Origin of the sequence: Rhizobium sp. SG570 (assembly GCF_012275345.1) — a bacterium.
Lineage (GTDB): Bacteria > Pseudomonadota > Alphaproteobacteria > Rhizobiales > Rhizobiaceae > Rhizobium > Rhizobium lusitanum.
In genome coordinates this window covers 269,493-292,551 of the sequence record NZ_JAAZQI010000007.1, presented here as the reverse complement: position 1 = coordinate 292,551, position 23,059 = coordinate 269,493, and the positions used below count along the sequence as shown (strand labels likewise).

Sequence of the window (23,059 nt, the reverse complement as noted above, 5' to 3'; positions counted from 1 at the left end):
AAACTCGAACGCAAGCAATATGTGCAATCCTTTATTGGGGATGGTGGTCCGGGACACCGTAATGAGGCGGGAAACTATCGTCTTTCAGTTGGCGAGGGAGCCTCATGCCCTGCAATATATATGAAATACGGCAGCCCCACGCGATCGGTTCCCAGGATGTTGATTTCTGCCGGAGAAGGATCCAACTACGCATTTTGGATAATTATCTATTGTAAATCAATATGTTAATTATATCTCACAGGTCGATACTGAGTTCAAATCTCTTATCAAGAGCAGCCGTTTGTGGCCTTCATCGGAAATTTCGTTCCAGCGGAATGACGTGAAAGGACGAGTCCGCTCAAGTTGATTGGACTGTTTAGCCGGCATACAAGTGTAAACAGACGAAATCCGGGCCTGTTGTCCTGTTCGTGCCATCAAAGCAAGCTGAAGTATTCGGTTTTCGGCTTTCCGGTCTTCCGATCGTGACCCAATTCATGGCCGACCTTTTCGCCTTCACGGAGCTAACCTCCCCGCGACAAAGCAGAAACGCGGATAAATGCGTCCATTCCGCTGTTTGCGGGACAATTGAAACCAACCGTTTTATCTTCATTGAAAAATTTCACAGTGCCCGCTGGGATCGCAATTTCCTCTTTTTGCCTGGATTCCCGTCCTTGTCCCGGTGGTCTTTTGATCTATCAATGGTTGCCAACTAAGATAGTTTGGTGGAAATTTCAGGCGACTGGATTGCAGCCGCTTTTCACGCTTCGCGTCGAGCAGTATTCAAGCTCAATCTCAAGTAGCCTCGTTGCCTGGGCAAGTGCATCTTCTGTCTCCGCGAACAGTCGTGATTTATCGCCCATCCTGGCTTCGCTATAATGTCTGGCACGCAGCAAGACGAGTTCGGCCAAGTCGATGCATTCCGGTGTCGGCTGGACGAGCTTGAGGCAATATCGCAAATTGATAGCGACCTCGAGCATGAATTCGGCGACCGAGAAATCCAATATTGCGCCCGGCGGTGCTGACCTGGCTAGAAATACCCTCCAGTTTTGGGTCATCGTGCTACCCCTTTCCATCGGACCCATTGCACGAACATTCGCTTATTGTGCCCTGCAATCTTGCAGAGTCATCGTCGTGATCCGGACCATCGCGTGCGCATCGGCAAAGCCCCCAAATGTTCGCAATTATATCGGCCGGGGGAAATCGCTTTCAATAACGCAAGCCTGTGATTGGGCTTCGGTCCGTTTCCTGCTCCGACGTTGGTCCGATGATCTGCCTGCGAAAGGCCTCACATGCGATTGCTGAAGTCCAAACCGGGGCTTCTCCCGTCGATAAAACTTGACCCCTCGCGGCGTTGCGGCGATCTGATATGAAGGTCAGGAATTTGCCAATCGACGATAGCGGCGGCGCTTTCGTGCCGGGGAATGATGTCCGCTCGTCGCCGGATCTATTCGAAGCCTCAGGAGGCGGTGGTGTTATTGCGTCGAAAGTTAATTGCTGCCTTGCCATGCTTGCTGTTGACCTTGGTCAACACGGCGCTCCCATACACCGTCAAAGTTCACGGCGTTTCTGCGACGCTTACGCAGCAGGTGGCAGAAGCGAAAGGGGGTAACGGCAATGGTGGTGGAAATGGCAACGGCGGAGGCAACGGAAACGGCGGCGGCAATAGCGGCAATGGAGGTGGAAGCGGCAGCGGAAATGGGAACGGCAATGGTAAGGGAAACGGCAATGGCCAGTCGTCCAGTACCAAGAGCGCAACGCAAAGCCAGGTCGATGCCGATCAGTCTACCGATGACGGTAGTGGCTCGATCACCGTGCACCACAAGGATGGGATGAGCGAAAAAATACAGAGCGGACGCTATATGATGGAGGATTCAAAGGGCCGCACGATCGTCAACCGCAATGCAACGATCGCAGACGAGCAGCGGCTCAAATCCTTCCTTCATTGACGGCGTCTTTCAAGTTCATCGCGGAACGCCATTGCGGCCTCTGTTCTGTTGCTCACTTCCAGCTTGGTGAATATCTGGGTCATATGATGCTTGATGGTCTTTTCATGAAGATCGAGCTTCAGGCCGATATGTTTGTTGCTCAAACCCGCAGAAGCTAGCTCCAGCACCTCCCGTTCACGATCCGTCAACGCGTTGAAGGGATTGATCTGAGTGCCCGATCCGCTTTCCGAAATCAGACGAGCCGATAGGGTCGGTGCGACATAGCTGTCACCGGCGGCAATGCTACGAATGATATCGGCCAATGCCCGCGACCCGACGCCTTTGAGAACGTAGCCCTTGGCACCGCTCTTGAGTGCCGCCATCAGGTCATCGCTTGCTTCGGAGACCGTCAGCATGACGATCTTCTGGTCGGGAATCTGCTCGAGTATGAGGGGGATGGCGTCCAATCCTCCGCCTGGCATCGAAATGTCGAGCAGCAAGATGTCTGGACGATGTTCCACGGCAATGCGCAATGCGTCTTGTTTGCTGCTGCCTTCGCCAACAATGTTGAACTCGTCCATTTCGGTTAGGCTTCGAATGACGCCCTCCCTGAAAAGCGGGTGGTCGTCTATCACTGCCAATCTGATTGCACCTGTCATGCCTGTTCCATTTCCTCGATGCTCAGGGACATTCGAACTGTGGTTCCCTGATTCGATGATGAAAGCTGAAAAGTACCGCCGAGGCTTTCGACCCGATCTCTGAGGCCCGCAAGGCCGAGCTTTTGCGGGCCGACATCCTTCGGATCGAACCCCGGCCCTTCATCGACAACTTCGATTACGATCTGCTCATGATCCAACGATTGCATAACCTTCTGTCCGATCCCCCCCGCATGACGATAGCCATTGTTCAAAGCTTCCTGGACGAAGCGATAGACGCATATCTTTGCGGAGGTGGGAAGATCTCTCGGCGTCGTACCCGCCAAGAGCGTAACTGTAACACCGGTGCGCCGTTCGTGCTCGCGGATTGCCCGTCCAATGAGATCGGTCAGGTTGTCCGTCTCGATATGTGGTAACATCAACCCGCTACAGATATTTCTGATTTCTGCCATGGCGTCGCCAAGACTGGTCTTGATGGTGCGCAGCGACGCGTCACGTTCGGCCGACGAGGCTTTGGGGCTCGTCAGGGTCCGGCTGTCCAGACGTAAAGAGGCATAAGCGATCAATTGAGCAGGACCGTCATGCAGGTCAGCGCCAATGCGGCGGAGATAGCTCTCGTTAAGTGCGGCTGCGCGCTGGGTTGCGCGTTGAACGCGTGCCCGCAACGCCTCATTCTGTAGAAGAAGTGTCGACAATTCCCCAATGCGGCCGTTGAGCGCCCTGCGCTGATTGTCGATGGTTCGGCTACCACGCAGAACGATGATCGACAGAAGGGAGAAGAAGGTCAGCGTAAACAAAGCGACCACAAGCCAGCTCAACAGGCGGGCCTGATTGACGCTCCATTCGAGGTCGTTGGCAACCTCGTAAAACTCCGAGACGGCGACGACTTTGCCCGACCAGGGCTGGAGCACCGGATTGTAGATTTCCAGGAGTGGTTTGCCGCTATTGCGCTCAGCAACGCTTTCCACATCATCGATCCGGTTGAATTTAGCGACCATTTGGCCAGAAAAAGCTGTTCGCAGGCTGTCTGAGAGCGGAAACCCTTTGCCGGAGAGGTCCTTGTTGTTGGAATAGAGGATCGTCCCGTCATTGCGCCATAGACGGAATGAAAATAGCCGCGTGCCAAGCGCGCCCTGGCCAAGTGTTTCGTCCAGCGCCCGTGTTACCGTGTCATCGAGGGCCTGAGTGGTTTGCATGTCCGGGAGAAGGGGGGCAATGACGCTATCGACATAAAGGGCCGTCGTTGCCGCGGAATTGCGTGTCACTGCATTTTCGATGAGGCTGGCAACGAAGGAGCCGACAACGAGCATCGCGCAGGTAGCGACGAAGCCGCCGGCGAGCAGGAACTGCCTGGCCAAGGACTGCGAGTTCCAGCGTTCGACGAGACTTGCCAGAGATAGCTTGTATTTATGAATTACTCGCGGAACTGGCATGGTCAGCACGGATCTCCCAATCCAATATAGCTATCCCAGCAGGACCAGGTGTCAACTGGTGCGACGTCGGTACCGCTCGCGTTGTCGCGCAAGACATCGCCGCTTGGCCTGTGCGAAGTGGGAGACCACCGGGCGCGATCAATCAGACTATGGTCTAAATGCCCAAGGCATAGGTCCAATGGGTGTAGCAACATGGGATTTCGGCAATATTGTAATGCGCAATGATTTGCCGACACGGCCGCCGTTGCCGCCATAGGCGGTGAAAATTTGTGAAGGAGAAGTGCGCATGAGAATCCGATTCATCATTGGTACCGCGAGCCTCGGCCTGGTACTCGCCGTCGCTCCCTTGGGAGGGACTGCCATCGGCTTTGCGCAGACGGCATTCGCCAAGGGTGGAAACGGTGGCGGCAATGGCAATGGCAATGGCGGAGGCCATGGCGAAGGAAACTCCGGCCATGAAAAGTCCGGCGGCGACGATGCAGGCAGCACATCCGCGAGCACGGCAACAACGCAAGGCGCCTCGTCGTCGTTGCGGGCTCATCATCCTGACAAACACTCCGAAGCGCACAGTGTAAGCACAAAGACACACGTCTCAAAGCCCGATGAAGGCAGGCTTAGCTCGCTCCGGAGAGACTACCATGCCTATTTGAACTCCAAAGACCCCAAGATGGCGGCCCTCTCAGCCTATGTGAAGTCATATGCAGAGTTCGAAATGCAATATGGAACGACAGCTGTGCCTACCGATCCGGCCCTCAGCGACGCCGCCCTGCGTTCGGCGCTGGCGCAACTATCGAACAAACCCGTGACGGATCAGACGCTCGCTGAAGCAAAGAGCATTCTGGGCGTTGGAACAGATAGCGGAAAAATCGCAGAAGTCCGCGATGCGCTCGAAAAGAAGTCTGAAACCAGCGCTCCGTCTCAGAGCGATACGGTAACTGCCGATTGAAGGCGCTGCCCTAGCGGCGTCCTGGAGTGAGCACATCGATCCAGGGGCGCCTGTGGCGACAACGTTGCGCGATCATCGTTCGCAAGATTGCGCTCACCAGTTTGGCGTCAATGTACGCCAATCCCCAGCCGGTCTGCCCACCGGCTCTATCGCCGGGTCGGGCCTTCCGCCCCAGATGCTGCTCGATCCGGCGATAGGCGAGTTGGTGATATAGTCGAGCATCACAGCACGAAAGCTGTCCGCGGAGTTCATGCGGGGAAACCCAAGGCTTTAAAGAGGCCTGTTCGGCCGAAGGTGGCTTCGCCTTACCTGAACGCGGCTTGAGAAGTGCCCCGGTTCGGCTTTCATTCAGAGATCGACTACACTCCGGTCCGCCGCGATCGGTTAAGGCGACGCCACCCTGCACTCTCCTTGCCCAAAGCCAATCAATCCTAGGTAGATCATGATCAGGCAACATCGATGTTGCTCGGAGGCTACGCCTTCGGGGCGCTGGGGATCAAGCGCAAGGAGAATACGCGTTGGATTGAAATACCAGCGTCATCAATAGGCTCTTGTCCAGACTCAGCATGACCTACATACTGGTTTTCTAATAGGATGTTCTCATGGGCAAAGTCGAAACCCATCTATCAAAGCTAGCTGAACATGCGGAGGCGCTGCTTCGCGGGGAAGTGTTCGATCAATTCGGTGCCCTTTGCTTTCGCACCGACAACCAAGGTGTTCTTGAAATCTTGCTCGTGACAACCCGCGAGACGCGCCGTTGGACTATCCCAAAGGGTTGGCCGATCAAGGGACTGAAGCCGCATGAAGTGGCCGAACGTGAAGCGTGGGAAGAAGCAGGTGTGAAGGGCAGGGCGAGGAAGAAGGCCGCCGGCTACTATACATATCTAAAGACCTTGCCTGATGGTAGCAAGACGCCCGCCATGGTGGAAGTTCACCTGCTGTCTGTCGACAAGGTCTGCGAAAAATTCCCCGAACACAAAGAGCGTACTCTTGAATGGATGTCCCCGTTGGAGGCCGCGCGACGGGTCAATGAGCCAGAATTGAAGGGCCTGTTGATCACGCTAGAAGCTGGTGGCTTGGCATAGGCGATGCCGATATGGAGGCGTGCTTGTCGCATGAGTTGGAAGGCAGGCTAGGTCATTCGTTTCAACAACGCGACCAGGACGTCGGTGCGGTCGTTGGCTTCGAGCGAGAGGACCTGATGATCCACCAGGTCACCGATCGCCAGCAACACCTCGCGTTCCGACCAGCCGACGGAGATCGCCGCGCTCACCAGATCCTGAAAAGCTGCTTGCAGCGCATCCTGGCATCGTATGTGCCTGTCAGGATCGTCGTCAGTCACGAAGGGTCGTACGATATCGCGCATGCCGAAAAGGTGAACTGATTTGCCGGCTTTGGCAATCGAATATCACAAACAGCTAAAGGGCGCCTGGCCTACCACATCCTTGCAATCCGGCTCGATTCGTATCGGAGATCTTCGCCAAGCGCTGTGAAATAGCATCCAAGGATGACCCCGTCGGTATGACGCTTACGTCGTTGAAATATATCATATCTTTGGAGAAAGTGGCGATCATAGCGGCGTCGCCCATGACCCCGTTGATGTTCGGATTTCCAATTTCAAACTGTTGCAGGGAATCTCAACGGGGTCATGGTTCAGAGCCGGATCACAATCTTTGCCGAGAACAGCCCCTTCGACATGAAGGACCACCTGAAGGCGCGAGGCTATCGCTGGTCCGACGGCAGCGACGGCCGTCCCAAATCCCGGTGGATCGAGATCGGCTGCACGTTTCTCCGGAACCCAAAGGTGATGCGCCACGAATTTGAGCAGCAATGCCTCGGCCGCAGGCCAGGGGGAGTGAATTTCCGGCGGCCGTCATCCCCCAAGGCTTCGAGATAGGCAAGATCCGAGGTCAGGGTAAGGAATGATCTGCGGCCTCTTCTCTGCGGTGGCGGCTGAAGTGCCGGGGTGAGAGGCCCATCACCCGTTTAAAAGCCGCGCCGAAGGCGCTCTCGGATTCGTATCCGAGTGCAGAAGCAATGGCGGAGATACTCTCTGATGAGCGTGCCAGCCGCTCGCTGGCGAGCAGCATGCGCCAGCGCGTCAGGTAGTCCATGGGCGTAAGCCCGACTGTTTCCTTGAATCTGAGAGCGAACGTCGTTCTCGACATGCCCACTTTCCGGGCCAGTTCCTGCAATGTCCATCGGCGCGCCGGATCGGCATGGATGTGGTTGATCGCTTTGCCCATCTGCTTGTCGGCCAGTGCGAAGAGCCATCCGACACGGCCTTCGACGGCTTCACCCAGGTACAGCCGCAATGCCTGGACCAGCATGAGGTGCGCAAGATGTTCCGCCACCAGACTGCTGCCGGGCTGCGTATCCCGCAACTCCTGGCGCATGCGCTCGAGAAGCCAGCGCAGTGATGCCTGATCCCCCTCGTTCCGAATATGGACAATCGGCGGAAGCAGGCCAAGCAGAATATCCGCGTGATGGCCGATCAACGTGAAGCGGCTGCCGGCAAGAAAGAACTCACCTCCGCCATTGCACCGGGCAATGCCGCCACGCTTTGCCGGCTGAAAGACAAGAGTGGCGTCGACCGGCGGCACGCTCAGATCGCTTGCAAGCCGAAATGGCCGGCCCTTTGTCAGAAGAAAACAGTCACCCGTCTCAAGACGCACGGGGTCGGATACGCCTTCCATCGCCAACCAGCATTGGCCGGAAATCACGGCGTTGCACTTGATGCCCTCGTAGCTCGGAAACTGGACCGACCAGTCACCACCTGCCTCAAAGCCGGCAGAGACGTAACTGAGTGGTTTCAGCAGGGCGAGAATATCGGAAAGCGGGTCCATTCGGGCTTTTGAACGATCGCGACGAAAACACGGACTTTAGAGCATGGATCGTTCATCGTCTATGGGGCATCTCCAGACACCTTGCGGGGAGAGACCCAAGCAGGAACGCGTTTTGGAAGCACCAGGAGATACAGATGATTGTCATTACCGCGCCCACGGGCAATATCGGCAGCCAGGTCCTCGCAAACATTCTCGATAGCGCAGAGCGTATTCGCGTGATTGCGCGAGATCCTTCCAAACTGTCTTCACAGGTGCTGAACCGGGTCGAGGTGGTTGAAGGTTCGCACAGCGACGCCGCCGTCGTTAAAAAGGCTTTCGCTGGCGCCGACCGTGTGTTCTGGCTCGTCCCGGCCGACCCGCGTGCGCCAAGTGCCGAGGCGGCCTATCTGGACTTCTCTCGGCCCGCGTGCGAGGCGCTCAAAACAAGTGGTGTGAAGCAGGTGGTCGGCATCTCCGCGCTTGGGCGCGGATGGCCTAAAGACGCTGGCCACGTGACGGCAACTTTAAAGATGGACGATCTGATAGCAAGCACCGGCGTGAGCTATCGAGCCCTGGCCTGCGCCAGCCTTATGGAGAATTTTCTGCGGCAGGCTGCGCTGATCAGGGATCACGGCGCCTTCTACTGGCCGACAACCGCCGATCGCAAGGAGCCGGCATGCGCCACCCGCGATGTTGCCGCCTTGGCGGCACGCCTGCTGCTTAGCCGGTCTTGGACCGGCGTTGAGAGCATTCCGATGCTCGGTCCGGAGGACATTTCTTTTGACGAAATGATGGCGATCATTTCGGATGTGATCGGAAAGCCTGTGCAGTATCACCTTATGGCGATGGACGATCTGAAAGCGATGATGATCAAGAGGGGCGCTTCGGAAGGCATGGCGAGGGCCATGGTAAACATGATGACGGCGAAGAATGAGGGTATGGATCATCTGGTGAAGCGCACGCTGTCTTCCTCCTCCGACACGCCGACCAGTTTTCGCCGATGGAGCGAAGAGGTCCTCAAGCCAGCGCTTGTGGCTTAGCAAAGGCGAGCGATGGCGACTGATGAAACAGTGGCAAACGCTCGCACAAGCTTGGCGATCCACCCGCTTGCCCTGCGCTGTTCTCGCCTGCATTGGCGTATCATCAGATCAACGGCAGAGTGATCGACCGTCGTCAGCTCATGCGAGATGTGGCCTCGCAGTTTCGTCGTCGCCTGAATGCGAAATGGCACTATACCCGCGAGCATCTGAAAATTGATCTGGACGAGGCCGCCGAAACCCTTGTGCAGGTGGTCATGGTTGAAATGAGCGCCTTCGGCTTGATCCATCGAACCTGGCAACTCAATCGATGCGCGGTGTACTTCTGGACCAAACTCGGTGGACTTTGGACGATTGGTTGGGTGCAAGTTTTTTCCGAAGAGGGCAAACACCTGGGTTGGCGGTTTGGGGTCACGCGGCGCTAGGGAAGGCGCATCTCTTTCCGTATGGCGTCAACCCGATGTGATTGTTCAGTACCGGTCAGATCAAAACGCTAGCGCGTGCAGCTCTTGTTGAGGACGTCATCCTCGCAAGGCGAAACGGACCGGCGCGCAAGAAGGGGGCCGACCTCGCGAACGAGACGCTCCTAGTGGGCCGCAGGTTCGGACCCTTTCGAAAGCCTCACAGTCATTATCTCAGCGCATCGCTCGGGACCCGGGTGGCCGGACCGCTGATGAAGTTGGCGATTGCCGGCTGCAGGCCGCGAAGGTAGTGAAGACGAAGTGAACCAACCCTTCAAGAAAGCCATTTGGGCAGGACGCGCAAAAGTTTCCCTTGTCCTATACCCGCCGGACGCGATCGAATTGCTCAATATCGAGTTCTGCGATCCTTGCGGTCAGAATGAGTGGTTGGCTTGTCTTCAATCCGAATTTCCGGTTGGGGTCTGACGCATTCCGGGCCAGGCCGTGAGTGCGATGTCGATCAGGCGCTTCAGCAGAGCATTGCAGGCGCCGTCGCAGGCTTGGGCGGACATGCCTTGGATGATAGCGCCGTAGAAGCGCGCGAGCGTGTCGGTATCGGTTTCCGCCGGCAATTCGCCTTCGGTGATTGCGCGATCGAAGCGGCTCTTGAGAACTTGCATCGACGCCTCGCGCAGCGCCGCCGTCGTCCGGGCGACCGATGCATTTTCTTCCGCATGCTGGAGGACCGCCGTCGAGACCATGCATCCCCGCGGCTTGTCCGGCTGGGTATCGCCATCGGCAATATCGTAGAGGTAGAGGCTCAGGGCTTCGTAAACCGGAAGATTGGATTGCAGTATTTCCGATCGGCGACTGTTTTCACGGGCTATACTGAAGTCGAGCGCCTGACGGTACAATTCTTCCTTGGAGCCGAAAGTCGAATAGAGCGTCGGCGGATTGATCCCCATGGCCTTCGTTAGGTCGGCGGTCGAGGTTCCTTCATAGCCGCGTTCCCAGAACAGGCGTGCCGCGATGTCGAGCCCGACGTCGCGATCGAGCATGCGTGGTCTGCCTCGTTTGCGGATTGGCTTATCCATTAAAATAGTGATCCCTATTAAATTGTTGACAGACTTTCTTTCCTCCTTATTACAGCGGTCACTATTTAATTTAGCAACGGAGTGAACCATGTCCAAAAGACTCGCAGACAAGATAGCCCTAATCACCGGAAGCTCGCGCGGTATCGGCCGAGCCGCAGCCCTTGCTTTCGCGAAAGAAGGTGCCGCGCTGATCGGCGTGCATTACACCGCCAATTCGGATGCGGCCAATGCCACTGTCCGCGACATCGAAAGGCTCGGCGTCAAGGCTGTGGCCGTGAAGGCCGATCTCAGACACGGCAAGGACGCCGCTGACAGCCTCTGGGCGCAATTCAGCGAAGCCGTGCGCACCGAGACGGGTTCGCCCGCTCTCGACATTCTGGTGAACAATGCCGGCATTGCACCCGCGATACCCTTGAAGCAGACGAGCGAAGCCGCGTTCGATGAGGTGATGACGATCAACTACAAGGCGCCGTTCTTCCTGATCCAGGCAGTCGCCGACCACATTCGCGACAATGGCCGCATCATCAATGTCTCGACAGGGTTCACGCGGATCGCGGCCCCGACGCATCCGGCCTATGCAGCCTCGAAGGGGGCGCTGGAGACACTGACACTGGCGCTGGCACCAGAATTTGCGGCTCGGGGGATTACGGTCAATGCCGTGCTGCCGGGTGTGACGGAGACGGATATGAACGCAGAGTGGCTGGCATCGCCGGACGCGCGCGCCGGCGCCGAAGCACTCTCGGTCTTCTCTCGGGTCGGCCGGGCGGAGGACGTCGCAGACGTCATCGCTTTCCTTGCGTCGAACGATGCGCGCTGGACGACCGGCCAGATGATCGATGCAACAGGTGGTGCCCGGATCTGATCTATCCGAGGTTCCGCCATGTTTCCGGCCGATCAAACCAAGCGGCATAGGGCGTATTCTTGACGAAATTGACCGCGCTCGCTGAGCGCGGTCTTGGCTTCGTCCACTCCATCAGAGCCTGCTCGCATGCCTAACGTCAATAACTCATCGCTATTCTAAGACGACCAGGCGCTGCTTCGCATCGAACCGACGGTCTTTGTAGTTGTCGGTCGCAAAGGCTAATTAGATTCTAACCGACTGTCTGCGCCTATTTTTGCCTATTCCTAACGACGGAGGGAGAGAGCCGAGTTGGTGCGTGGAAGCTTCAGAGCGCGAAACCTGCGCTCAGACCGGATCTACCAAGATAGCCGGCAAAATATTTCGTCGGATTGTCAAACGTTGCATCCTTTGCCGCAATGCGGTCGCCGCCGCGGCTGTTGAGAACAACATCAGGTCCCGCACCTGACGTTGTTCTCAACAGTTGAGGCAAGTTGCGCACGTCTGTCGCGCGTTCCTAGCTCGTACATTCTACTTGACGTTTTATAGAGTTACTTCAAACTCGACTAACGGGAAGACATATTATGAGCTACGCAAGTCGCAATTGGAAAGCTACCCAGACCACCGATCTCGTCGGGTGATCTACCCCACTTCCGCCGCGCTGCGTCATGCCGTCAACGGCATGCCGGAGGCGGAGCCTCATACCCCACGCGCGCAAGGAGCCCCATGACCGGCACGATCAGCCCCTTCGATCCCAAGCGTATCACTGCGCTACGCGTCTACCCGCCGCTCGGCCTCGCACGCGTCGGCAATTGCACCGCGCAGGATGTATTCGCCGACGACTATCTCATCTCAACGGAAGCGATCGGCGGAATGCCGACACGGCTGGACGGCGCACGCGCCGAAACGGTCGACGACTTTCGCGGGCCTGATTCCTCGATCCGGAGACACGCTGCACGGTTCCGGGTTTATGCGACGCTCGACGACGGCACGGTTACCGAAGTCACGCTGGCTGCTGGCGTCCAGATCGAATGGCGGGTCACGCTCGCCAATTTGAAGGCCGGCTGGTATCAGTTCCTGCAGGCGATGGACCTGCCTGCCGGCATTGCCAAGGACGCGCCGCGCCGCAATCCTAACGTGACCGGTGCGAGCGGCGACCGCTCGAGCCTTGACATTCGCCCGCGGTCGAAAGCCATTTCGGGCGCATCGCTCAAGGGACCGCAATTCCAGTTCGCCGATGGCACCTTCAGGAACCAGCCTGTCTATTTAGGTGAGCTGCGCACCGATGCCGAAGGGCGCCTCCTCGTCCTTGGTGGCCGCGGGGTCTCGGCTTGCTATCCACCCAACACCGCGCTCACCACCTTCGCGAACAACGACGACTGGTACGACGACATTGCGGACGGCCCAGTGCGTGCCGCAGTCCGCTTTGCCGACGGTACGACGATCGATGCGGAGCCGGGCTATGTTGCCGTAACGCCGCCCAACTTCGCGCCCGGCGTGTTCGGTGTTGTTACGATGGATGACGCGGTGCGCGAGACGTACATCGCGCAAGGCTGGCTGACGCGGCCCGCCGCAACCTCGTTCAGCAATGACATCTGGCCGATTTTCAAACGCCTCAGTGACCTTCAATGGGTCAATCAGGGCCTCTACATGATCCACGGCCATAGCGGGCCGCTCGATGTTGACGCGACCGAAGTACTTAAGAAGCTGCGCGATGCCTCGCCGCAGGGCTCGGATTGGCGCTCCGCCATCTTCGCGCTGTTTCGACGCGAGCAGGACCTGCTGGCGCCAGACCCGGGATTGTTACCGCAGATTTATGGGGACGCAGAAGGCGAGGTTGTCGATCCGGCGTGCCTCGCGGTCACGCGCACGCAGTTCGAGCATCTCGAGCGCTGGGCTTCCGGCGATTTTGCGGACGACTGGACAGGTCCGACCCCACCTGCCGACTTCGCATCGCTGAGCGCCGCCGAGCAGCTTGAGCAGCTAGAGCGTGCCGCTCTTCACGATTGCCTTGGAGGGCCGTTCCATCCCGGCATCGAACTCACATGGACGATGCGGATCCCGTATGTCTGGAAGATGCCTTATCGGCTCAATGTCAACCCGTCGGACGCGCCGGCGCGACAGGACTGGGGCGACATGCTCTCGCCGGCCGCCTGTTTGGCAATTGGCGGACCATATGATGGCGTCTCGGCCGGCGCGCTGACGCGCTTCATGGGCGTGCCATGGCAATCTGACGGCGCGTCCTGTAACTCGTCGGCCGACTATAATCCGGGCTATTTTCTGTCAATGCCGACCTTCTGGGGTGCTCGAGTGCCTGATCAGGTGCTGTCGCACGAGAGCGCCGTGCGCGTCACAGCCAATGTCGCGCGCGGCCATCAAACCCAGGCAGCGAAATATTTTGCCAGCCGCTCGGATTGGCTCCGCGACGTTCGCGGTTCGGGCTATTACCAGCGCATCGCGCTTATGGTACGTGAGTGGCACGATCTCGGCATGGTGCTCCCGTTCGGCGAAACGATCGATGGCCTTCCCGATCCCGTTCGGGTTGAGCAGGGTCGTTCGGAGCATTTCGTGCGTGGTGACGTGAAGCCAGCGCTTATGGCGAAGCTCGAAGGCGATCCGCCGCAGATCAAAGAGTTGCTCAGCGCGACTCTGAGTGGCGCTCGCGCGGTGGCGCCGCCTCCCGGACGGCCGCGCCGCCGCTACCGTCAGGGCGAAATCTGAGATGATGAAAGCCGAACGAGGGCTCATCGCAGTGATCGGTGCCGGACCTGCGGGGGCGATGGCCGCCTACCTCCTCGCGGCCAAAGGCAAAGCTGTCCTTATGCTCGACGACGACCGGCCTTCGCCAGACCGCGTGGAGATGCTGCCGCCTCGTGCTTCCATGGCCTTCCGCGCCTGCGGCCTCGGATCTGTGCTCGACGATCCGATCATCGCGGTGCCGTGCCTGGGTATCATTCGCCAAGGTGCTGTTGAAGACCGGCACGACTTCATTTCGCAGCCGGGCGGGCACGGCTTTGCGGTCCACCGACATAGCTTCGACGCTGCAATCAGAACGGCTGCCATCGCATCAGGCGCATGTCATCTGCGCGGCCGCCTTGTGGCAATCGAGGATGATTGCGACGACCTCTTTACGCTGCGGATTGCGGCGACAGATAGGCCCACGCGTGTCGGTGCGCAGACGATAATCGATGCCAGCGGCCGAGCTGCATCCGCCGCCCGCCGGCTTGGCGCCAAGGTCACAACTTTGGAGCGCCTACTCGCCGAGCGATTCATCCATGATGAAGCCCCTGATCCTTGGCTGCACTTCATGGGGGACACCGAGGGCTGGCGCTACACGATGACAGGGCCACAGGGCCGCCGCGACGCTTGGCGCATTGCCGCGCCGCTGCGCGGCCAAGTCAGAGTGGACATGGTCGATGCGTCCGCCCGGTGGCTCACGCCGACGGCAGGCCACCGATGGATTGCAATTGGCGATGCAGCTTGCGCGTTCGACCCTATCTGCTGCCAAGGCTTGGCACACGCGACGAGTAGCGCGCTCGCCGCCGCCGGCATGATCGTCCAGGGTGGCACGGTCTTGGAAAGTGCGGCCTATGCTTACGACGTCGCTTGCCGCGAAACGGCCGCGAGGACGGAGATCGAGCGCCGCGTTGTCTATGCTTATATGCGTCGCGACAGAGAAGCGACCGTATGAAGGCCGCGCTCTTTCCGTTCGAGACATAGGATTAGGTGACGAATGAGTGTCATGGGTCCAGGACGATTGTGCCGTCGGCACAAGCGCTGCTCCGGTTGGTGGACTTCTCGGCACCCGATGCCAGCATCAGTCAGGTATCGTACCAAGGCATGACGAGGTCGGCGGTACTTCCGAACGTTCGGCTGGACGTGCGTATTGCGCCTAAAAGTGTCAGGCAGATGACAGCCAAAGGCGATGGCATCGCCAATTGGGTGTGCAAAAGATTCATGGCACAACTTTATTCCTCGCGGGCGTAGAGGTGCCGCCCGTGTTCTTCGCTATGCCAATGCATCTGGCTCAGATCTTTTCCCACTGCTCGACCGTGCCCGGGAGCGAGCATTGATTCTTCGACTTCGCGCAGGCTGACATTGAAGCGGAAATAGAGCCAAATCGCACGCGCGACAATCTCGATCGGCGTAAGGCGCAACCAGAGGCGCCTTAGGAAACGGCCATCGTCGCGATGTGGAAATATGTGACGGCGGGCGTTGAAAGCGAGGTTTCCGTCATGAAGGCTGTTTAACGAGACCCCACACCGACATCTCAATCCTCGAGGCCTGATCGGCCTCGGCGGATCCAGAAGGCCAACCGAGATCCTAGCTGGCTTTGACGCCGCATCAAAGACGGGTCTCGCCGTTTGGGCCTAGGCCGCCGCTGCCGCGTCGGTGGGACCGCCAGCCTCATGCGGCCGGCAGCGCGCTGATCGGGATGTCGTCGCTCTCGTCGCCGCGCTCGAAGGCCATCTGGTCGGCGAGCTGGCGGAGTTGGTTGAAGTCGGCCGGGCCGTCGAAGGAGGTGCCGCCGAGGCGGATGGCGACGGATAGCGGCGCGCCGTCGGCGCTGAAGGCGGCGGCGGAGACGCCCGTGCGGATGCGGGTGCCGATGTCGCGGGCGTCCTCGACCTTGGCGCCAGGTAGGAAGATGTTGAGTTCGTTGGTGGCAAGCCGCGCCACGAGATCGCCACGACGAACCGAGGACTGGATGATCGAGGCAAGCGATTGCATCACGGTGTCGGCCCATTGCGGCCCGTAGCGGCGGCCGATATCGTCGAGCGTATCGACGATGACTGCGATGACGATGCCGCCGGCATCGGTGGCGGCATGCTTGCGCCGATCGATAAAGTGCTCGACAGCCGCGGCAAAGGCGGTGCCGTTCAGGGTCTTCGTCACGCTGTCGTAGCGCGCCGCCTGGGTGACGTTTTCCTGCATCTTGCGGACGACGCCGTTGTTGAGCTGCAAGGCAAAAAGCAGCGGAAAGGACACAAATGCGGCAACAAGTGCTGCACCGACAAATCCGACCAAAAATGGTCGATCCGGCATCAATAGGTTTAATATAAGTAAAAGACCAACAGAACCGACTACGGCGAATAGCGCGCCGAAGGTGGCCCTCCGCAGGGCTTTGAAAATGGTGGCGGAGGGATGTCGCTGTTGTAGAATCATATCGGAGTTATACCCGTTCTTAGTGCTGTGTCAGCTAAACAGGCGCCCAAAAAAATCGGCTTAAGAAATCTCGTAAAATTTGTTGCTTTGCACAGTTGTTTTCACGAATTAACTGTTTTCGAACGAATATCCGGAACCGTTGTTTGAGCTTGGTGCCCGGTTTGCGACAGAATCCCAGCGCTTCATCTCGATCCATGGTCCTGGGTGTGTTCCATCTGCAGCGTGTAAATCGGCATGGGGGCCACGATGCAGATAGGCACAACAAGCAACTGCTTTCGCTGCAGTGTCTGGGGTCATTAGTTGATGCTTACTTACATGCTGGATTGTCTAGAGGCATTGGTTTAGCAGAGGACTGCCGACTCAAAGGATTAGTTACTCGCAGGCGGTGCCGAAGGTTCTAATCCCACCAACTGCGCTGGATGCCGAGTGACGCCTCCCAGTCGCGCTCTCGTCGATGGGTGCAAACAGAACCAGCGGACTCGGGATGATCACGGCCTTGTCGCTTCTGGAGCAAGGCTTTCGCAACTTGACGTCTCCGGTCACCTTTGTGCGCGCTGGCGGATTTTTCGAAAACTTCCTTTATGGCTTGCACGTCGCCCAGGGCGGAACGCTACCGGTGTACTACAATCCGACAGACCGGAAATCGACCATGGTCGCGACGACCGACATCGGCGCGGAGGTCGCAACGCTTTTGACCGTGCCAGCCTGGTCAGGACAGCGCGTCATCGAGCTTGGTTCTATGGTCAGCGCGGATGAAGTCGCAGAGCAATTGGGTGAAGTCCTGAAACTCGACGTGAAAGCCTTTGCAATTCCGCGTGCTGGATGGGCGGAAGGGTTCGAGCAATTCGGTATCCCGAAGGGCCGCACCGGACCTGCCGAAGAAATGTTTGAGGCCGTGAATGCAGGATGGATGGACCTCGGAGCCGAGGGGACAGAGCACGTAGCGGGTACGACGTTCGCGCGCCAAGTCTTCGAGGTTGCACAGAACGCCACCAAGGCGTAAGTCCGGGACGGATCAGGCATGAGCGGGAGACAACCCGGCGCAGGTCTTCCGTCAGGAACCCGCCGCCATTGCCGCACGGAATGGAGACGCGGCGGCGTCCATTCGTTTCGTCGTCGCGCAGATCCGTGATCTTCTGCTGACCGCGCCAGTCTTCGTGCTTCAGCATGACGATGCTCGGATGGGCAGTGGAGATAGGGCGGTTGCCGCCCATTTGGATGCGGACCCGGTGCTGCTTACCACCGACCCGACGGCTCCCGTCGACTCTGCGCGAATGACAGCCGCGCAGTCGCCGGTGATTATTGCGTCAGCCGTAATTATGAACTGTGAAACGCGGCCGTTCTCATCGGCGACCGGTTGAGGCACCTTCGAGTTGCGGATTGGGAGTGAACCCGTCCAACAATTTCGCAGGAGCGTATCATGAAACTTTATCACCATCCCTTGTCGGGACATTCGCACCGGGCTTGCCTCTTCGTTTCGCTGCTTGGATTGCCGCACGAACTCGTCGAGGTCGATCTGAAGGCCGGCGCGCACAAGAAGCCGGAATTCCTGAAGCTGAACCCGTTCGGCCAGGTGCCGGTGCTCGTAGACGGCGATGTTGTCATCTCGGACAGCAATGCCATTCTGGTCTATCTCGCCAAAAAGGCATCCCGCACCGATTGGCTTCCAGAGGACGCGCAGGGCTCTGCCGCCGTCCAGCGTTGGCTGTCGGTTTCCGCCGGCGAAGTCGCTTACGGTCCGGCAGCCGCACGGCTGATCACCGTCTTTGGCGCCAAGTTCAATCCTGAAGAAGTGATCGGTCGTGCCCACACGCTGCTCGGCAGGCTCGAAGGCCATCTGGCCGATCGCCAATGGCTGGTTGGTGCCGGTCCGACGATCGCGGATGTGGCGATCTACAGCTATGTGGCCAGGGCGCCTGAAGGCAATGTCGATCTTTCAGCCTATCCGGCGGTCGACGCTTATCTGCGCCGTGTCGAAGCCCTGCCGGGCTTCGTCCCCTTCGTTCAAACGCCGGTTGGCCTTGCGGCTGCTTGAAGGCGAGATCCGGGCGTGCAACGGCGCGCGCCCGGTGCTTCTTTTCTGGGAGACGGAACATGGGCGATATGTTGAAGACACTGCCGGTCTGGCACGAAGGTGAGACCTTCATTCAGGAGAAGGTTGGCGTCGCTGAGCGTATGGCCGCTGTCGGTCAGCGCGTTATCCGTGATTTCATGCCGGAACAACACCGCGACTTCTATGCTCAGCTGCCCTTTATTGTATTGGGCAGCGTCGATGGAAGCGGCGATGCGTGGACAACTTTCCTCGAAGGGCGCCCCGGCTTTATGTCATCTCCTTCATCAACCATTCTGGAGATCGCGGCCCGAAGCGATGCCAGCGATCCTGCAAGCGAAGGCGTTTCGGACGGACAGCCGATCGGCTTGCTCGGCATGGAAATGCACACACGGCGTCGCAACCGCATGAACGGGATCGTCTCCCGCTCACCGGAGGGCGTCTGTGTCGATGTCGACCAGAGTTTTGGAAACTGCCCACGCTATATCCAGCTGCGTGACTTCGAATTCGTGCGTGAGCCAGGCCAGCCATACGCAGGCTCGGTCGAGCACCTGCCGGCACTGGATGCTGAAGCGCGGTCGATGGTTACAGCGGCAGATGCGTTTTTCGTGGCGTCCTATGTCGATCGCGAAGATCGCCGTCAGGTCGATGTGTCCCACCGGGGTGGCAAGGCTGGCTTCGTTCGCATTGCCGCGGATGGGACACTGACAATTCCGGATTTCGATGGCAATCTCTTTTTTTCTACGCTCGGCAACATCCTGCTAAATGGCAAGGCCGGGCTTCTCTTCGTCGATTATGCAAATGGCGACATGCTGCAGATGTCGGGCGACGCCGAAGTAATCCTCGACTCGCCGGAGATCGCCGCCTTCCAGGGCGCTGAACGACTATGGACCTTCAAGGCCCGCCGGATCGTTCGCCGGCGCAACGCACTCGCGCTGCGCTGGACCTTCAGGGAAAATGGATGGTCGGCCAATTCGCTGATGACCGGCGACTGGGCGCAGGCCGCCGACCGGCTGCGTGCGGCGGAGCTTGCCACCCAGTGGCGTATCCTGACCGTAACGAAGATCGTCGACGAAAGCGCCTCGATCCGCTCGTTTCATCTGCAGCCGGGCGACGGGGCGGGGCTATTGCCGCACGTGGCTGGCCAGCATCTGCCGATCCGTCTTGGAATTCCAGGCGCCGACAAGCCGGTTATCCGAACCTATACCCTGTCTGCGGCTCCATCCGATGGCATCTACCGCATCAGCGTCAAGCGCGAGGGACTGGTGTCCCAGTATCTGCACGACATCATCCGCGTCGGCGATACGATCGAAGCGCGGGCGCCGGCCGGCGATTTCACCATCGATGCCCGCGCGACCCGCCCGGCCGTACTGCTCGCCGGTGGCGTCGGGATCACACCCATGCTCGCCATGCTGCGCCACGTCGTTTACGAGGGGTTGCGCAAGCAGCGCATCAGGCCTGTCATTCTTTTTCATGCGGCCCGGTCTAGGCGGGAGCGCCCGTTCGACCGGGAACTCGCCGAGCTTGTCAATGCGGCGCAGGGTGCCGTCAAGCTGATCCGGGTCTTGAGCGACGCAAACGGTGCTGAAGAATTCGCTGACTACGATGCGATCGGGCACATCGACATGGTGCTCCTGTCCCGCCACTTGCCGTTCAACGATTATGATTTCTACGTCTGCGGGCCACCACAGTTCACCCAGGCGCTCTATGACGGGCTGCGAGGCTACAATATCGCCGATGGCCGGATTCACGCAGAGGCGTTCGGCCCGTCCTCCTTGAAACGAACCCTCGACGCCGGAGTGGCTGTTCCCGCGCGCCGGCCACCATCTACCAGGCCAGTGCCCGTCGCCTTCATGGGATCGATGAAGGAAGCGCGCTGGACGCCTGAAGCCGGCACGCTGCTGGAGCTGGCGGAATCCCGCGGCCTGAACCCGGAATTCAGCTGCCGGGAGGGCACGTGCGGAACATGCCGCACAAGGCTCACCAAGGGCGCGGTGACCTACGTCAAGGAACCGACGGCAGCGATTAGCGAAGGCGAAGTGCTGCTGTGCTGCGCCGTTCCGGCACAGCAGGAGACTGATGAAGAAAACCGCATCCAGCTCGAACTCTGACACGCCGCATTGATGCGCTTGACGCAAGAGTATCTTCCGCCTTTTCGACGTTCACCACAAGGCAATACCAGAGCATCCTCATTATGAGGAAGGGACAGCCTTTCGCAACCAAATCAAGGAGATAGAAATGTCACATATTCCCACACCCGCCACGATCAATGATGCACCGGAAGCGTCCCGTCCTATACTTGAAACCATCCAGAAGCAGATCGGCTCCGTGCCGAATATCTTCCGTCTGGTCTCAAACAGCCCGGCCGCTTTGAACGGACTGACGGGCCTTCAGAGCGCATTGGCGAAGGGCAAGCTTGCCCCAGCCACCCGCGAGCGGATTGCGCTCACCATGGCCGAGGCCAATGGCTGCGATTACTGCCTGTCCGCACACACCTACACCGCCACAAAATTCGCCAAGCTCGATGAAAACGAGATTGACGCGAACCGCCGTGGCACCTCGAATGACCCGAAGGCTGCTGCCGCCGTCGAATTCGCCCGCGCGGTGGTTGATGCCCGTGGCTCCGTGGCTCCGGTCGAAGTCGAAAAAGTCCGCGCTGCCGGCTACAGCGATGCGGAAATCCTGGAAATTATCGCGCACGTCGCGCTGAACACTTTCACCAACTATGTCAACGAAGCGCTCGGTACCGAGATCGATTTTCCACGTATTGACCGCCTGGCGGCATGACCCGCGTACGGGGGGTCGCCCGCCTGCGACCACCCTGCCATCGTTACCCACGAACAAGGAGTTCAATCATGTCTCGTCCACCACTTCCTCCATTCAATGAACAGACTGCCATCGAGAAGGTTCGCCTTGCCGAAGACGGCTGGAACAGCCGCGATCCCGCCAAGGTGGCGCAGGCCTACACCGTCGATACGCGCTGGCGCAATCGCGCCGAGTTCGTTACCAGCCGCGCCGAGGCTGAAGCCTTCCTGACGCGCAAGTGGAACCGGGAGCTCGACTATCGTCTGATCAAGGAGATTTGGGCCTTCCAAGGCAACCGTATCGCCGTTCGCTATGCTTACGAGTACCGTGACGACAGTGGCCAGTGGTTTCGGGCCTACGGCAACGAGAACTGGGAGTTCGCAGAGGACGGGCTGATGCGCGCGCGCCATGCAAGCATCAATGAGCATCCAATTGCGGAAGCCGAGCGCAAGTTCCGCTGGCCGCTCGGTCGCCGGCCGGACGATCACCCGGGCCTCAGCGACTTCGGCTTCTAACGCCGGGTCCAGATCAAGGAGGCCGCCACCATGGCAGGGTTCAAGCTTGATGTGCGGGCACGGCTGTCGATCGAGCTCGCGCTTACCGCCGGACGCGGCGATCCCATTTTTGTCCAACAGCAGGAAAAAGACGCCAAGGCGCTCGGCATGACTGGGGCTGAAATCGATATGGCCCGCAAGGGCTCGAGCTTCGATTTTCAGCTCTCCAGAGCGATAGCCGTGGCGCTCGAACCAACCGCCAAGCACCGCGAGCGGGCCTCGAAAGCCGGTATCGACGCCCAAACCTATGCCGACATCGAAAAACTGGTGGTGTCGTATAGGGACCAATCTCTGTTGCGATCCGCATAGCCACCGCCAAGCTTTCGTGACATTTCCAGTCATGTCATTGGTATCAATCTCGAAATGGTCTTGCTCGATCTGTTTCGGGATTGATACATTTCCGGCCGACGGTCGCGTGAGAGCAACGAGCAATCTTTGAGGGGCGAATGGATCGATGGCAGGCAATGCGGATTTTCGCCAAAGTTGCGGAGACCGGAAGTTTTGCGGATACCGCGCGCCACATGCACATGAGTGCACCGGCGGTCACCCGCGCGGTCGCAGCGCTTGAAGATCTCATTGGCGCCCGCCTGTTCGTTCGCACCACACGCTCCGTCAAGATGACGGAGGCAGGCACACGGTATTTCGAGGATTGCCGCCGAATATTGGCGGATATCGCCGAAGCGGAGGCTGCTGCGGGTGGCTCCTATGCCACTCCAACCGGTACGCTGGCCATCACCGCCTCGGCATTGTTCGGGCAGATGTATGTGCTGCCCATCGTAACCGAGTTCCTGAATGCCTATCCGGCCATCCACGCCAGGACCCTGTTCATCGATCGCCCCGTCAACATGGTCGAAGAAGGGGTGGACGTCGCGGTTCGCATCGGCCACCTACGGGATTCTGGTTTCTCCGCGATCAAGGTCGGCGCGGTACGGCATGTGATTTGTGGTTCCCCGAGTTATTTCGAGAGCCACGGCGTTCCAACCACGCCGGCCGACCTCAAGAATCATCGCGTTGCCGCCTCCACAAGCGCCTGGGCCTCGCCTGAATGGCGTTTCGCAAACGATCAGCGGGTGACCATCGACCCGCTTCTACAATGCAACACCAACGACGCCGTCATCACGGCCGCCCGTTCAGGCTGGGGACTAACCCGAGTCCTGCACTACCAGATCGGCCCGGCTCTCATGGCGGGGGAATTGCAGATCGTGCTCAGCGACTATGAAGAGCCGCCAATGCCCATCCACATTCTCCACCCGGAAGGACGGCATGCGCCCGCCAAGGTTCGGGCTTTCGTCGATATGGCAGCCAAACGCCTACGGGAAAACCGGTTATTGAACTGAGCTGGGAATGATC

22 protein-coding genes and 3 pseudogenes are annotated in these 23,059 nt (G+C 58.9%); 16 read left to right on the top strand and 9 right to left on the bottom strand.

Features of this window, described 5'->3' with window-relative positions; genetic code table 11:
- Positions 1 to 413 precede the first annotated feature (413 nt).
- Positions 414 to 617 (bottom strand): annotated as a pseudogene (locus tag FHT28_RS36240) (cold shock domain-containing protein).
- A gap of 783 nt (positions 618 to 1,400) precedes the next feature.
- Between FHT28_RS36240 and FHT28_RS16850 the strand changes: the two are divergent.
- Entirely contained in the window at positions 1,401 to 1,925 is a 525-nt protein-coding gene (locus tag FHT28_RS16850) for a hypothetical protein (RefSeq protein ID WP_244655236.1), read from the top strand.
- On the opposite strand, the gene FHT28_RS16845 is transcribed toward FHT28_RS16850, so the two are convergent.
- Positions 1,919 to 2,563, bottom strand: coding sequence for a response regulator transcription factor (locus FHT28_RS16845; RefSeq protein ID WP_047560396.1), 645 nt, complete (start codon positions 2,561 to 2,563; stop codon positions 1,919 to 1,921). The genes FHT28_RS16850 and FHT28_RS16845 overlap by 7 nt on opposite strands.
- The gene (locus FHT28_RS16840; RefSeq protein WP_113102505.1) at positions 2,560 to 3,993 is read right to left on the bottom strand and encodes a sensor histidine kinase; all 1,434 of its coding nucleotides are present in this window, start codon (positions 3,991 to 3,993) and stop codon (positions 2,560 to 2,562) included. The genes FHT28_RS16845 and FHT28_RS16840 overlap by 4 nt, the downstream gene beginning before the upstream one ends.
- 286 nt (positions 3,994 to 4,279) lie before the next feature.
- On the opposite strand from FHT28_RS16840, the gene FHT28_RS16835 reads away from it, so the two are divergent.
- Entirely contained in the window at positions 4,280 to 4,939 is a 660-nt protein-coding gene (locus FHT28_RS16835; RefSeq protein WP_113102506.1) for a hypothetical protein, read from the top strand.
- A 602-nt stretch (positions 4,940 to 5,541) separates the two neighbouring features.
- Positions 5,542 to 6,024, top strand: a complete 483-nt coding sequence (locus tag FHT28_RS16830) for an NUDIX hydrolase (protein ID WP_047560402.1) — start codon at positions 5,542 to 5,544, stop codon at positions 6,022 to 6,024.
- A gap of 47 nt (positions 6,025 to 6,071) precedes the next feature.
- Here the strand turns inward: FHT28_RS16830 and FHT28_RS16825 are convergent, their stop codons facing one another.
- Positions 6,072 to 6,281 (bottom strand): hypothetical protein, encoded by a 210-nt coding sequence (locus tag FHT28_RS16825; protein WP_245297610.1) that lies wholly within the window; start codon positions 6,279 to 6,281, stop codon positions 6,072 to 6,074.
- 312 nt (positions 6,282 to 6,593) lie between these two features.
- Here FHT28_RS16825 and FHT28_RS36235 point away from each other — a divergent pair.
- Positions 6,594 to 6,716 (top strand): annotated as a pseudogene (locus FHT28_RS36235) (3'-5' exonuclease); the annotation flags it as partial.
- Here FHT28_RS36235 and FHT28_RS36230 read toward each other — a convergent pair.
- Positions 6,714 to 6,853, bottom strand: a pseudogene (locus FHT28_RS36230) (integrase); the annotation flags it as partial. The pseudogenes FHT28_RS36235 and FHT28_RS36230 overlap by 3 nt on opposite strands.
- Positions 6,850 to 7,785, bottom strand: coding sequence for an AraC family transcriptional regulator (locus tag FHT28_RS16815; protein WP_168596800.1), 936 nt, complete (start codon positions 7,783 to 7,785; stop codon positions 6,850 to 6,852). The pseudogene FHT28_RS36230 and the gene FHT28_RS16815, both read right to left, overlap by 4 nt.
- Positions 7,786 to 7,919: 134 nt before the next feature.
- Between FHT28_RS16815 and FHT28_RS16810 the strand changes: the two genes are divergently transcribed.
- Both FHT28_RS16810 and FHT28_RS16805 read left to right on the top strand, forming a co-directional pair.
- A complete protein-coding gene (locus FHT28_RS16810; RefSeq protein ID WP_168596799.1) occupies positions 7,920 to 8,804 on the top strand; it encodes an NAD(P)H-binding protein in 885 nt (294 codons plus the stop codon).
- Between the two features lie 119 nt (positions 8,805 to 8,923).
- Positions 8,924 to 9,226, top strand: coding sequence for a hypothetical protein (locus FHT28_RS16805; protein ID WP_168596798.1), 303 nt, complete (start codon positions 8,924 to 8,926; stop codon positions 9,224 to 9,226).
- A 434-nt stretch (positions 9,227 to 9,660) separates the two neighbouring features.
- On the opposite strand, the gene FHT28_RS16800 is transcribed toward FHT28_RS16805, so the two are convergent.
- Complete coding sequence (locus FHT28_RS16800) at positions 9,661 to 10,296, bottom strand: TetR/AcrR family transcriptional regulator (RefSeq protein ID WP_168596837.1); 636 nt, start codon at positions 10,294 to 10,296, stop codon at positions 9,661 to 9,663.
- A gap of 88 nt (positions 10,297 to 10,384) precedes the next feature.
- Here FHT28_RS16800 and FHT28_RS16795 point away from each other — a divergent pair, with 88 nt between their 5' ends.
- From FHT28_RS16795 to FHT28_RS16785, 3 genes are all read left to right on the top strand, one after another.
- Entirely contained in the window at positions 10,385 to 11,158 is a 774-nt protein-coding gene (locus FHT28_RS16795) for an SDR family oxidoreductase (RefSeq protein WP_047640744.1), read from the top strand.
- Positions 11,159 to 11,860: 702 nt separating this feature from the next.
- Positions 11,861 to 13,855, top strand: coding sequence for a LodA/GoxA family CTQ-dependent oxidase (locus FHT28_RS16790; RefSeq protein ID WP_168596797.1), 1,995 nt, complete (start codon positions 11,861 to 11,863; stop codon positions 13,853 to 13,855).
- A 1-nt stretch (position 13,856) separates the two neighbouring features.
- Positions 13,857 to 14,825, top strand: a complete 969-nt coding sequence (locus FHT28_RS16785) for an FAD-dependent monooxygenase (protein ID WP_168596796.1) — start codon at positions 13,857 to 13,859, stop codon at positions 14,823 to 14,825.
- Between the two features lie 277 nt (positions 14,826 to 15,102).
- Here the strand turns inward: FHT28_RS16785 and FHT28_RS16780 are convergent, their stop codons facing one another.
- Both FHT28_RS16780 and FHT28_RS16775 read right to left on the bottom strand, forming a co-directional pair.
- Positions 15,103 to 15,291, bottom strand: coding sequence for a hypothetical protein (locus FHT28_RS16780; RefSeq protein ID WP_168596795.1), 189 nt, complete (start codon positions 15,289 to 15,291; stop codon positions 15,103 to 15,105).
- Positions 15,292 to 15,541: 250 nt separating this feature from the next.
- Positions 15,542 to 16,162, bottom strand: coding sequence for a diguanylate cyclase (locus tag FHT28_RS16775; RefSeq protein WP_246704873.1), 621 nt, complete (start codon positions 16,160 to 16,162; stop codon positions 15,542 to 15,544).
- Positions 16,163 to 16,949: 787 nt separating this feature from the next.
- Between FHT28_RS16775 and FHT28_RS36225 the strand changes: the two genes are divergently transcribed.
- The 7 genes from FHT28_RS36225 to FHT28_RS16740 all read left to right on the top strand — a co-directional run bounded on the left by FHT28_RS36225 (position 16,950) and on the right by FHT28_RS16740 (position 23,046).
- Positions 16,950 to 17,303, top strand: coding sequence for a hypothetical protein (locus FHT28_RS36225; protein WP_246704879.1), 354 nt, complete (start codon positions 16,950 to 16,952; stop codon positions 17,301 to 17,303).
- Between the two features lie 417 nt (positions 17,304 to 17,720).
- Positions 17,721 to 18,335, top strand: coding sequence for a glutathione S-transferase (locus FHT28_RS16765; protein WP_037199415.1), 615 nt, complete (start codon positions 17,721 to 17,723; stop codon positions 18,333 to 18,335).
- Positions 18,336 to 18,394: 59 nt separating this feature from the next.
- On the top strand, positions 18,395 to 20,461 hold the full coding sequence (locus tag FHT28_RS16760; RefSeq protein ID WP_113084874.1) for a pyridoxamine 5'-phosphate oxidase family protein: 2,067 nt from the start codon (positions 18,395 to 18,397) through the stop codon (positions 20,459 to 20,461).
- 127 nt (positions 20,462 to 20,588) lie between these two features.
- Positions 20,589 to 21,137 (top strand): peroxidase-related enzyme, encoded by a 549-nt coding sequence (locus FHT28_RS16755; RefSeq protein WP_168596793.1) that lies wholly within the window; start codon positions 20,589 to 20,591, stop codon positions 21,135 to 21,137.
- Between the two features lie 68 nt (positions 21,138 to 21,205).
- Positions 21,206 to 21,670 carry a DUF1348 family protein gene (locus FHT28_RS16750; RefSeq protein WP_037199410.1) on the top strand — a complete coding sequence of 155 codons (465 nt, stop codon included), beginning with the start codon at positions 21,206 to 21,208 and terminating at the stop codon, positions 21,668 to 21,670.
- 30 nt (positions 21,671 to 21,700) lie between these two features.
- Positions 21,701 to 22,018 carry a hypothetical protein gene (locus tag FHT28_RS16745; protein ID WP_245297608.1) on the top strand — a complete coding sequence of 106 codons (318 nt, stop codon included), beginning with the start codon at positions 21,701 to 21,703 and terminating at the stop codon, positions 22,016 to 22,018.
- 137 nt (positions 22,019 to 22,155) lie between these two features.
- On the top strand, positions 22,156 to 23,046 hold the full coding sequence (locus FHT28_RS16740; RefSeq protein WP_037199408.1) for a LysR family transcriptional regulator: 891 nt from the start codon (positions 22,156 to 22,158) through the stop codon (positions 23,044 to 23,046).
- Positions 23,047 to 23,059: the final 13 nt, after the last annotated feature.

Coding starts and splice junctions, on each gene's coding strand:
- FHT28_RS16740 (WP_037199408.1), top strand. CDS start 22,156: ATGGATCGATGGCAGGCAATGCGGATTTTCGCCAAAGTTGCGGAGACC.
- FHT28_RS16750 (WP_037199410.1), top strand. CDS start 21,206: ATGTCTCGTCCACCACTTCCTCCATTCAATGAACAGACTGCCATCGAG.
- FHT28_RS16840 (WP_113102505.1), bottom strand. CDS start 3,993: ATGCCAGTTCCGCGAGTAATTCATAAATACAAGCTATCTCTGGCAAGT.
- FHT28_RS16795 (WP_047640744.1), top strand. CDS start 10,385: ATGTCCAAAAGACTCGCAGACAAGATAGCCCTAATCACCGGAAGCTCG.
- FHT28_RS36225 (WP_246704879.1), top strand. CDS start 16,950: ATGGTCGCGACGACCGACATCGGCGCGGAGGTCGCAACGCTTTTGACC.
- FHT28_RS16790 (WP_168596797.1), top strand. CDS start 11,861: ATGACCGGCACGATCAGCCCCTTCGATCCCAAGCGTATCACTGCGCTA.
- FHT28_RS16755 (WP_168596793.1), top strand. CDS start 20,589: ATGTCACATATTCCCACACCCGCCACGATCAATGATGCACCGGAAGCG.
- FHT28_RS16760 (WP_113084874.1), top strand. CDS start 18,395: ATGGGCGATATGTTGAAGACACTGCCGGTCTGGCACGAAGGTGAGACC.
- FHT28_RS16810 (WP_168596799.1), top strand. CDS start 7,920: ATGATTGTCATTACCGCGCCCACGGGCAATATCGGCAGCCAGGTCCTC.
- FHT28_RS16800 (WP_168596837.1), bottom strand. CDS start 10,296: ATGGATAAGCCAATCCGCAAACGAGGCAGACCACGCATGCTCGATCGC.
- FHT28_RS16835 (WP_113102506.1), top strand. CDS start 4,280: ATGAGAATCCGATTCATCATTGGTACCGCGAGCCTCGGCCTGGTACTC.
- FHT28_RS16745 (WP_245297608.1), top strand. CDS start 21,701: ATGGCAGGGTTCAAGCTTGATGTGCGGGCACGGCTGTCGATCGAGCTC.
- FHT28_RS16845 (WP_047560396.1), bottom strand. CDS start 2,563: ATGACAGGTGCAATCAGATTGGCAGTGATAGACGACCACCCGCTTTTC.
- FHT28_RS16830 (WP_047560402.1), top strand. CDS start 5,542: ATGGGCAAAGTCGAAACCCATCTATCAAAGCTAGCTGAACATGCGGAG.
- FHT28_RS16765 (WP_037199415.1), top strand. CDS start 17,721: ATGAAACTTTATCACCATCCCTTGTCGGGACATTCGCACCGGGCTTGC.
- FHT28_RS16850 (WP_244655236.1), top strand. CDS start 1,401: ATGATGTCCGCTCGTCGCCGGATCTATTCGAAGCCTCAGGAGGCGGTG.
- FHT28_RS16785 (WP_168596796.1), top strand. CDS start 13,857: ATGATGAAAGCCGAACGAGGGCTCATCGCAGTGATCGGTGCCGGACCT.
- FHT28_RS16815 (WP_168596800.1), bottom strand. CDS start 7,785: ATGGACCCGCTTTCCGATATTCTCGCCCTGCTGAAACCACTCAGTTAC.